General features: G+C 47.8%; 10 protein-coding genes and 2 pseudogenes. 2 read left to right on the plus strand and 10 right to left on the minus strand.

Annotated features, from left to right (window positions below; all coding sequences use genetic code 11):
- Positions 1–32: 32 nt before the first annotated feature.
- From AB204_RS16840 to AB204_RS16875, 9 genes and pseudogenes are all read right to left on the minus strand, one after another.
- A complete protein-coding gene (locus AB204_RS16840) occupies positions 33–542 on the minus strand; it encodes a DUF2165 family protein (protein ID WP_047964530.1) in 510 nt (169 codons plus the stop codon).
- Positions 543–588: 46 nt separating this feature from the next.
- A complete protein-coding gene (locus AB204_RS16845; protein WP_047964531.1) occupies positions 589–1,992 on the minus strand; it encodes an MFS transporter in 1,404 nt (467 codons plus the stop codon).
- A gap of 33 nt (positions 1,993–2,025) precedes the next feature.
- Positions 2,026–2,889, minus strand: coding sequence for a VOC family protein (locus tag AB204_RS16850; protein ID WP_047964532.1), 864 nt, complete (start codon positions 2,887–2,889; stop codon positions 2,026–2,028).
- Between the two features lie 2 nt (positions 2,890–2,891).
- Positions 2,892–3,989 (minus strand): acetylserotonin O-methyltransferase, encoded by a 1,098-nt coding sequence (locus AB204_RS16855; protein WP_235428117.1) that lies wholly within the window; start codon positions 3,987–3,989, stop codon positions 2,892–2,894.
- Positions 3,990–4,114: 125 nt separating this feature from the next.
- Complete coding sequence (locus tag AB204_RS16860) at positions 4,115–5,098, minus strand: formylglycine-generating enzyme family protein (protein ID WP_047964534.1); 984 nt, start codon at positions 5,096–5,098, stop codon at positions 4,115–4,117.
- 15 nt (positions 5,099–5,113) lie between these two features.
- Positions 5,114–5,809: a class I SAM-dependent methyltransferase gene (locus tag AB204_RS16865; protein ID WP_047964535.1), complete on the minus strand. Its 696-nt coding sequence runs from the start codon at positions 5,807–5,809 to the stop codon at positions 5,114–5,116.
- Positions 5,806–6,807 carry a WD40 repeat domain-containing protein gene (locus AB204_RS23580; RefSeq protein WP_235428120.1) on the minus strand — a complete coding sequence of 334 codons (1,002 nt, stop codon included), beginning with the start codon at positions 6,805–6,807 and terminating at the stop codon, positions 5,806–5,808. The genes AB204_RS16865 and AB204_RS23580 overlap by 4 nt, the downstream gene beginning before the upstream one ends.
- Positions 6,808–7,503 (minus strand): annotated as a pseudogene (locus AB204_RS23860) (WD40 repeat domain-containing protein); the annotation flags it as partial. It lies immediately after the preceding gene.
- A complete protein-coding gene (locus AB204_RS16875) occupies positions 7,500–8,147 on the minus strand; it encodes a GTP cyclohydrolase II (RefSeq protein ID WP_047964537.1) in 648 nt (215 codons plus the stop codon). The pseudogene AB204_RS23860 and the gene AB204_RS16875, both read right to left, overlap by 4 nt.
- Before the next feature lie 341 nt (positions 8,148–8,488).
- Between AB204_RS16875 and AB204_RS16880 the strand changes: the two genes are divergently transcribed.
- Positions 8,489–9,169 (plus strand): ArsR/SmtB family transcription factor, encoded by a 681-nt coding sequence (locus tag AB204_RS16880; RefSeq protein ID WP_324292618.1) that lies wholly within the window; start codon positions 8,489–8,491, stop codon positions 9,167–9,169.
- 23 nt (positions 9,170–9,192) lie between these two features.
- Positions 9,193–9,492: a hypothetical protein gene (locus AB204_RS23595; RefSeq protein ID WP_235428118.1), complete on the plus strand. Its 300-nt coding sequence runs from the start codon at positions 9,193–9,195 to the stop codon at positions 9,490–9,492.
- Between the two features lie 49 nt (positions 9,493–9,541).
- Here the strand turns inward: AB204_RS23595 and AB204_RS22515 are convergent.
- A pseudogene (locus tag AB204_RS22515) lies at positions 9,542–9,702 on the minus strand (hypothetical protein); the annotation flags it as partial.

Below are 9,702 nucleotides of genomic sequence, written 5' to 3' on the forward strand. Positions count from 1 at the left end.
ATCACCATCGTGAAGGGGAAAGGAACTTATCATCAAATGTCTCCTGTTAACCCGGATGCCAGATTGGAATGAAACAGCAAAAATGCGGCAATAGACCAGATTACGATAGCGATGTGTGTAATTTGCAGACCTTCTTGACGTATCCAATAGCCATACCACAACCCACCCAGTAACAAAATGAAGGCGCACGTAGCAAAGCAGATAATACCCACATTGAGCCATAATAGTGTTTCTGGGTGTGATGCAGTCTTCATCAGTAGTAAATAGCCACTGATCCACATGGAAATAGCGGTAAGTATCTGCAGTACCACAATGACGGTAAGAGCAGCTCTATGTATCACCCGCGATGTTGTTGCACGACTCAGCAACGGTGTATTCACGGGCGGTTCCTGTTTGAGTAACTCCATGCTCATCATGCGACCTACAGTGCCTGCCGTCATTGTGAATGACCGCCCGTTATTGATCATGGCTATCGTAGCCCATCCGGCGATCCCGAATGCATGTAAAGCCTTAAACAAGTTGATCCCAGTCACTGGATCCATGATTAGCCCTCATTAATTGATCCTCGTTGCTAGACGTTCAGTGCATTCATGCGACGCGTACACGGCGCACGATAAACATCGCGAGCACCGGAGCAATCGCAAAGACTGCAAACAGCCATATAGCAGCACTCTGAGTGCCTGCCAACCCACCGGGGTCTGTGAATCCGGCAAGATTTGCAACGATACCGGCAAGTGCTGAGCCAATGGCTGTCGCACACAGTTGCACGGTCGTGATCGATGTCGACGCAAGATCTTCCTGCCCAGCAGGTGCGCTCATAAACACTTGTGTGAGCAGATGAGGCCAAGTGGCACCAATACCAGCGCCAACCGCTGCGAGCGCAATGCACATCAGTGTAAGACTAAGTGCCGGGCTGAACAGGTGCTGTGATGGCATGATGATTGCGAGCGCGATGAGTGCAAGTACAACGAGAATCGGGCCACGTCGCACAAGTAACTGTGCAGTATGTGGGCTGCGTCCGGAGCTGAACAACGAGCCAGCCGTCCAACCAGCTGCCATCAGTGCAGTCGCATAGCCAGCAATTAACGGAGGATAGCCGTGGATGGTTTGCAGAAAATACGGCACGAATATCTCGGTTGTCATACCAATTACAAGCAGGCTCATGCAGGCATAGATTGCACCAAGAGGCGCACGTATATCGTAAGCGCCGGTCGGCAGCAATTTAATTTTAGATTCACGATCAAAGCGTGCAATCAATGCGACGATCGCGAGGCCAACAACGACACCAGCGATATTTACAAAAGTCGCCTTCGACAGACTTGCGACCGATATAATAAGTACTGATACACCGAGCAACAGGATCTTGCCAATTGCAGCCCGCTCTGTCTGGGTATCAGATTTCTGATAGGCAGCTAATTGGATGAGCACAATCACCGCAAGCACAGCAGCAACCGGCAAAAGTGCTATAAATGCGAGACGCCAGGTGTTGGCGTGCGCAAAGATCCCGCCAACTGCAGGCCCGCAGAGCGTTGCGATACCCCACATACCGGAGACCATCGCCATCGCACGGGGCCATAACCGTTCATCGAATACGATACGGATGAGTGCGTAGCTGAGTGCAAACAAAATGCCACCGCCGAAGCCCTGAATAAACCGTCCGACAAGCATCCACATCATGTCCTTCGCACTAGCGCATATGAGTGTTCCTCCACAGAACACTACGAGAGCAACGAGATAAGCAACACGCGGCCCGAAACGACTTAGCACGTTTTTGGACAATGGCGCGCCAATAATCGACGCGACCATGAACAGCGTAGTGTTCCATGCATAGTATTCAAGTCCACCAATGTCTCGTACAACGGATGGCAGGATTGTCGTTGCGATATAGATATTAATCGCATGTAATGCAACTCCCCCTGCAAGCGCAATTGAAAGCAAGCCATTACGTCCGGAAAGCAGTTCTCCCCAAGTGGGGGCATTGTTAGAACTCATGGACTACCTCGTCTGTTTGTAGATTGATGGTTATCAGTTAAGAGAAAAATGCTGCGAGATTAGATGTGGATTACTCTCAAGCATTTCGATTTCTGGTGAATAGACCTCGATGACAAGACCGTCAGGATCTTCAAAGTAGAAAGCTGTACGCACACGATCAGGCCCCAAATGATAACCAGGCGCTGGACCATTGCCCTTTACGATCTTGATATTGCCATCCACCTCTACTATTTCTGCGATCGATTTAACACCTCCAGGGTCTGTGCGTACGCCAAAATGGTAGCCTGGTGGGTAGAAAACAGTATCCGTCTGTTCGATAAAGAAATCGAAGCCGTTCAGCTCCATCACAACCTTCTTTGGACCCAGGTTATAGCAGTAAGAAGCTCCTAAGATTCGATGGTAGAAATTAACAGATTTGTTAAGATCTTGTGCGAGGATGTTGATATGGTTCACTCGTAGTTCGCTCGATTTACCCTCTTCAGGTTTGTCGCGTAAGCGCCGCCACATCTTGATACAGGCAGTAAATGTAGCGAAGCCTGCAAGCCAGCCGTGTACGACATCAGCTGACTCGCTTACAGATTTTACCTCTAGTGCGAGAGGGTAACAGAACATATCCTGAAGACTTTCGTGCCATACAGTAGATGTTTCACCATTGGCACCTTCCGGATCGATATATATCTGTGCAACAGCAACCCGCCCAACTTCAGTTAGTCTTTTGCTTTTTATCGCACTTGATGTACCACTCGAAAGCACAAATATCCCATCAGGCGTTGTATTGCCCACTTCAACCATACTCAATCGGTAGCCAGCTGCTGTGCATTGTTCGGATAACGTATGAGCGACCTGTTCCGCGTCTACCGGATTAATATCAAGATTGATTAGTTCGAAGACAAGCATAGTCATACCTCACTAGCAGGTCGTTGACCGATGAGAAGAGTATAGCGACCAATTAAGTGCTCGCTGACAGACAAACCATTTTCATGCACAGCACGTGCTATCCATTGTGTTGGATGTAGTTCACCGTGATTAGTGTTAACCATCATGTGGAGTGAAAAGTCAGCAGATAGCGCGGGAGTGACACGATTTTCATCCATTGTCATTGTAAGGATCAGGAATGAACCACCTGGATTCACAAGACTGGATGCATGACGGATTACCTTAAGCGCTTCCGTTTCATCAAAGTAGTGAAGGCAATCATTCAACATAACGATGTCAGCGGTCACTCCCTCAAAGTTGAGAGAATCAAGCAGGTTTTTCTCACAAAACTCGAGCCGCCCACTTAGGCCATATGCTTCAATAGTTTTCTGTGCAGCCTTGCGAGTAGTTGGCAGGTCCCATATCTGGCCTTTCAGCTGTGGATGACGGCGTAATGCCTCCGCGAGGTAGGTGCCGTGCCCACCGGCAAGATCGATCGACGTATTTGCGCTTGTGAATACACTGAGGCTGCACACGACGTCACGCATAGGCTGACTTAGACGTACCATAGCGTCATTAAATGCGTCGCGGGCGCGCTCATCGTGTTTGAAGCGGCTTTCCTGTTGGAAATCGAGAGGTTTTTCGCTGCGTAAAATTTCTCCAATTCGGGGCCAGTTATCCCACTGCAAATGCTGATGCTCAATAATTGCGCCTATGTAGTCGGAACTGGTACTTGTCAAGTATCGTGTAGTCAATTCAGTGTTCAAAAACTCGTTGCCATCCTTCCTTAGAAGCCCGAGAGCAACAAGTGCATTTAACAGGATAAATACCTTGCTCTCGACCATGTTGAAATTTTTGGCAATCTTGGCTGATGTACAGCTTTCCTGTGTCAAATCAAATAGCTTTTCGGCAACGGCATAGTGCAGGACTGCCGATTGCCGGTATTGATCGGACAATTTCACCAAATCGACGACTGAAGTTAATGTAACTTTATCGTTTGTCGACTCATAAATTGTCTCAGTTGCCAGTTCGATCATTGAAATCCCTCGCTCAATAATATGGTTTTTGAGAAGCTGGCACACCTCGCGCCAAAGTTAATAAGTTCTTCATTTTGCTGAAAACCTACTCATTGCAAAGGTGCCATCTTCAGATACGTCAGGTACGCCACTACAGTTTTAATGCAGTCAAACCACAATTCTGATCATGCTCAAAGCGACTCTACGAGCCGAAAACCCATCGAGTAAATGTCACGCTGGTAGCGGCCATGGCGACGTGCACAGCGTGCTAAATCACCAAAGCGCGTGAAGCTACCACCACGTGCTACCCGGTAGCTACTCTGAGTACTTGCTAGGTCATCGTTAATCACATAACCTCCAGGGTAGGGAGAGTAATCGTCGGCGACATATTCCTCGACATTGCCGGCGAGATCGTCGATTCCAAACTTGCTACGACCAAGAGGAAATATACCGACAGGTGTTGTCGACAAAGGCCCAGCTTCGACCGTATTGGCTGCGTAAGGATTGAACTCGTTACCCCACGGATACTCGGATCCAGTGCCTCCAGAAGCTGCATACTCCCATTCTGCTTCTCTAGGTAACCGAAAATGCCGCCCTGTAGCTTTGTTCAGCCAATCTGCATATGCTTCTGATGCTTCTGGAGGAACAGACCAGACTGGATGATTTGCACGCTCGCTTGGATAGACACCGAAGGTCCAGGATGTCGGAAGCCATGGCGCTTTCGTATGCTCAAGAAATAATCGATACTCGAAGTTTGTGACTGGATAGCGCATAACCCGAAATGCCTTGATTTCCACGTTGTAGCGTGGGCATTCCTTAGCTATCCACTCCTCGATTACGCCAACACGTCCCCATTCGGCAACTATCTGTGGCACCCGCTCCAGTGCAGTACCGAGCCAAACGCTTGCGCTGGGTACGTCACACATTTCAGGATCAAGCGGACGGATACGTGGATCGCCAGAAAAATTGAGTAATGTACCCGCCGCGTAACGGCGTTCGAATGGTGTAAACGGATCCTGAATAATTTTTATCCACTCAGCAGGTTCAAGTTGTAATAAATCTCGATGCATTGAAAGTACCGTCGCGGGCATGCGCGCAACGAATAGATTTTCGGGCAGTGCCATTGCTGCTCGGTCACTGAGATGGTTAGGATTGTCGGCGAGCATAAGTTTCATCGATATGGCCTCGTCTCAGTAATAACCTGATTTTCTAACCGTCATAACCAGATAGTTCAATCCAGTTGTTGGGCGCGGCACTCGGTGCAGACTGACAAAAGTGAAATGCGCAACGTGCAATAGCTCGGTAAGCTCAGAATCTGTGAACTCGCGATAAAGCCGTTGCGTTTTATTTGCATATAGTCGCCCCGGCTCTTTCGACTCAAACACTGATATTGTGAAGAGCCCGGATGGACGTAAAAGCTCGTGGATCCGCCTGAGATACACAGCGTATTCGTCAGGATGTTGGTGATGCAGACAGCCATTATCGATCACACCATCAAAAAGATTCTCACCATCGAACTCAGTTACTGGCGTTATGCGAAATTGCACCTGATTGCCCCAGCGCTGTATCAGCTGTGTCCACTCGGGAAGTTCGACGAGGTCAACTGCTGTGACACTATGACCTTGCGAAAGTAAGAACTGAGTATCACGTCCACGACCTGCACCAGCGTCAAGTACATCGGAAGGACGAGCAAGATGAGTATGCAAGATAACACTTGCCTGCTGCATTGCGGCCTCTTCAGTCCAGACATCTCGCCCTTCGTTATAGCTCGTCACAAAATCCGAACGTAATACCTTTTCATAATCTCGTGGTGCCGTGTTCAGCACGTCAACAGGAGCGATTGTCCGTTGATTATCAATATAATGCAGTTTAGTGTTGCTGTTCATATGTGCTCCAGTGGGATGTGGTAGACATTGCCGTCATATGAACTCGCAATAAACACATGTGTCATTGGATCATAGCTGAGGGAAGACACACCCGAGGTTGTTATCTGCACATTGATCACCCAGCGACTATCGATACGGTCGTAAATAGCAACACGGCCGTTATAGCTACCAGTTGCGACATAGCGACCATCAACACCCGCGGCAACACATTTGATCGAGTGCGTGTGGGGAGTCTCGATTACATTCACATGGTGATTTGGTGACCATATTCGCAATTTTAGGTCGCGGCTAACCGAAGCAAAATAGCCTTCGCCGAGGCCTATACAGCCATTTGCGATCTTCTCATGTGCATGCTTAAGCGTGTACACCTGCTCAAGTGTTGACACTCGATACCAAGTTGCTGACGCGTCTGCCGCAATGGAGAAAATCAGATCACCCGAAATGGCGATATCTTTAACGGCGTTACCATGCAGTGGCAGGTCAGTGACGTGCGTTACCTGCGAACCATCAATGCGCAGCACAATACCTTCGCCCGTGTACGTACCGATAACTGCATGCTCTATTCCATTGAGATTGAACGATACGCCACAGTTTAATGGAGAGCGATGCTGGTACAACTCTCGACCTGTGCGCGCATCAAACACTTTGCCGAGCTGCCCGCCTGTCAGGATCACGTCACCTACAGGTGTGAGGAAATTGCACAGACTGCCTGTACGTACATACTCATGCTGGTCGATCCACACAATACCTGCATCACCAATCGCCCACTGTTGACCATCGACTAACACAGCTGCATTGACGCCCTGTGTCGGTGCTAATTCAGACAAATCCCAGTTATCTGTCTTCCAGTTGTACAGACGATAGCTTGCCTGGAAAGTTGCAAATACAATGTGATCATCACCTTCGAAGGAGCATGAACGAGGCCATACCTCAGGTGGCAGTGACGCACTCACCAACTCTTCCAACTGCCCAAATGGATCCACTTTCCACAGTCGCATTGTGCGGTCGTATGACAGAGATACCAGAAGTCCTCTGTTGTGGTCGAGCACGAGACGTTTCACACCCGCATTATGTGCTCTGAACGTAACTTGCGAACCGTCAATACTAATTGAAATTATCTCTCCTTTGTCATTGCCAGCGAAAATGCGCCCGTCTGCTGCGATAGCAATCGTGTCGGTCTCGATGCCATCGAGATCGATGTCAGCAATGAGGCAGTTCTTCTCAAGTGACCAACGTTTGATCGTACCATCGTCGCTTGATGAGACTAGTTCATCGGCATTATGCATCCATGCAACTGAGATTACGTCAGCGGAATGACCTTTGAATGTATACAGAAGTTTGCCACTGAAATCGTATACCCGGACATGGTGGTCACGTGAAGCGGTTGCGACCAGAGGCTTATCTGGATGAAATACGCTCATTTCCACATCGTCATTATGATCGGCGAATACGGCAACCAATCGCAGGTCGGGTACAGTCCAGAGCCGGGCACTATAATCTGATGATGATGTAACGGCGTAAGTACCATCAGGTGAGAACACGCCCTGATTCGCCAGATGATCATGCATCGCACGAGCAAGCGGACGTTGAGTTTTAGCATCCCACAGGATGACTTGGTTATCATAGCCAGCTGTTAATACGTACTTATCGCGGTATGCAGAAATCCCGCTAATCGGTGCATGATGTGTGATCATTGGGGTTCCTCTCCGAGGTTTATGGTGTGATGGTGTTTGTCAATTTTCGTACGCAAATAGCTGTGATTTGTATTATTAACGAACACCCCAGTCGGTATCACATTCCCGATCCGGATCCCATTTTTCTCGAGCTGAGCAATTTTGTCCGGATTGTTAGTGACAAGAGATACCTCGAAGATGCCAAGTGCCTGCAGCATCTCTGCGGCTACGCGAAAATCTCGCATGTCTTCAGGAAAATTGATCGCTTGGTTAGCCTCGAATGTGTCGAGGCCCTGTGAAATCTGTAAGTGATATGCATCAAGCTTGTTGTACAGTCCGATACCGCGACCTTCCTGGCGCAGATAAAGTAGAATGCCCCCAAGCTTACCAAGCATAGTAATTGCTTCGTCGAGTTGTTCGCCGCAATCACAACGCTCAGAGCCGAATACATCGCCTGTCAGGCATTCGGAATGTACGCGAACGTACGGTGATCTGTTGAGCGGTTCAAAGACGATTGCAAGATGTTCTCCAATATCAGAAAGGCCAGAGAACGTTACCATCTCGGCTTCAAACCTCTGTTTACTGGTACGAGAATGTATAGGAATTTTGACGCGGGTCCGAACAGATGCGCTCAGTGTTATTGGGGTTATTAGAGCTTCATTCATTCTGTGTTTCTCGCAGTTAGTCAACTAGCCAATATTTTGTTTAAATACGATAGTCGACAATAGATAAATTGCTCGTTCATCGTAAGAACAGCTTCGCAAAAGGCCCGCAGTCAGCCAGTGCAGACAACAGGAACGACAACTTCTCGGCGAAGCAAAAATCACGGTTGAGTCGAAATCAGACATCGACCAGAACCTTCCACGATCATTGAGTCCAGTACGCTATATACGTGAATTTGCACAGTTTGCAGCCAATTACGCTCCATTAAACTATCATTCCAGCAATAAATGGATCAATGGCATAATATGATTAATTATGTTATCTATGTCGCAAATGTTGATGTTTGAAACGTTATTATATGAGAATGATTAATCACACCACTTATGTTCTTAGCGAAATGGCAGATTTAGCCAAGACACTTGGACACTTACATCGATTGACCTTGCTTGAGGCAATCTTTCGGCATGAAAGTTCGGTAGAGTATTTGGCTGAGATATCCGGCCTCTCCATCACCAATACTTCACAACATTTGCAGCAATTACGACGTACAGGACTCGTCCAAACCCGCCGCGAAGGCAAGCATGTTCTGTATCGGATTGGTGACGGTCCAGTTGCGAATATACTGGTCGCGTTACGAAACTATCTTGCTTATCAGCAAACCGAGATTCAGCGTGTCGTTTCCAACAGCATTCATCATCCAGAGCACTTAGAAGGTGTCTCTATTGAAGAACTGCTCCACAGGCAGGAGGAAGGAATACTCCTACTGGACGTGCGCTCAGAAGAGGATTACGCCGCAGGACACATTCCGGGAGCCATCAACTTTCCAACAGAAGCGCTCGTAAATCATCTTGAGGAGCTGCCTCGCAACCAAGATATCATCGCCTATTGTGGTGGTCGATATTGCGTGCTCTCTATTCAGGCTGTCTCATTACTGCGATCCAAAGGATTTAAAGCCCTACGCCTTGGAGATGGATTCCCAGGATGGCTAGCAGCAGGTTTGCGTGTGGAGGTTTTAGGACCCTGATCTCTACTTGTATACTGAGTAATTTGACCAATAAACACAACAAGCTTCGTCCTTTTAGAGGGTGTCGTAAAAAACCTGTCTTATCCGTTAAGATCTGCGTTCCTATCTTAAACGCAGATCTTTTATGGCCTTACTCTCTGCGTCCAATGATGGGAATACTGCTTTACGGAATAATGAAAGGGCATAGCTCGCTCAAAGAACTTGAACGTCTGGTGCGTTTGGATTTTGAGGGTATTTTAGCCGGTTATCCGTACAAACAACAGGTAATAAAAAATGCGCATGGATTCAGCTTTACAATGGATTTATCTAATCATTTCATTTAAAAACTGACCATCCAGTACATTTCTGAATGGTCTTAATGCGTTAATAATATTATAAATTATTAAACTGTAGCCATTTCCCTACATCAAGTGCCGCCATGCACCCTGAACCTGCTGATGTTATTGCCTGACGATATTTGTCATCAGCAACATCCCCTGCTGCAAATACCCCGGGGATTGATGTCATTGTTTCAAAATGATGAGATCTACCAT

The organism is Xenorhabdus khoisanae (genome assembly GCF_001037465.1).
Taxonomy (GTDB): domain Bacteria; phylum Pseudomonadota; class Gammaproteobacteria; order Enterobacterales; family Enterobacteriaceae; genus Xenorhabdus; species Xenorhabdus khoisanae.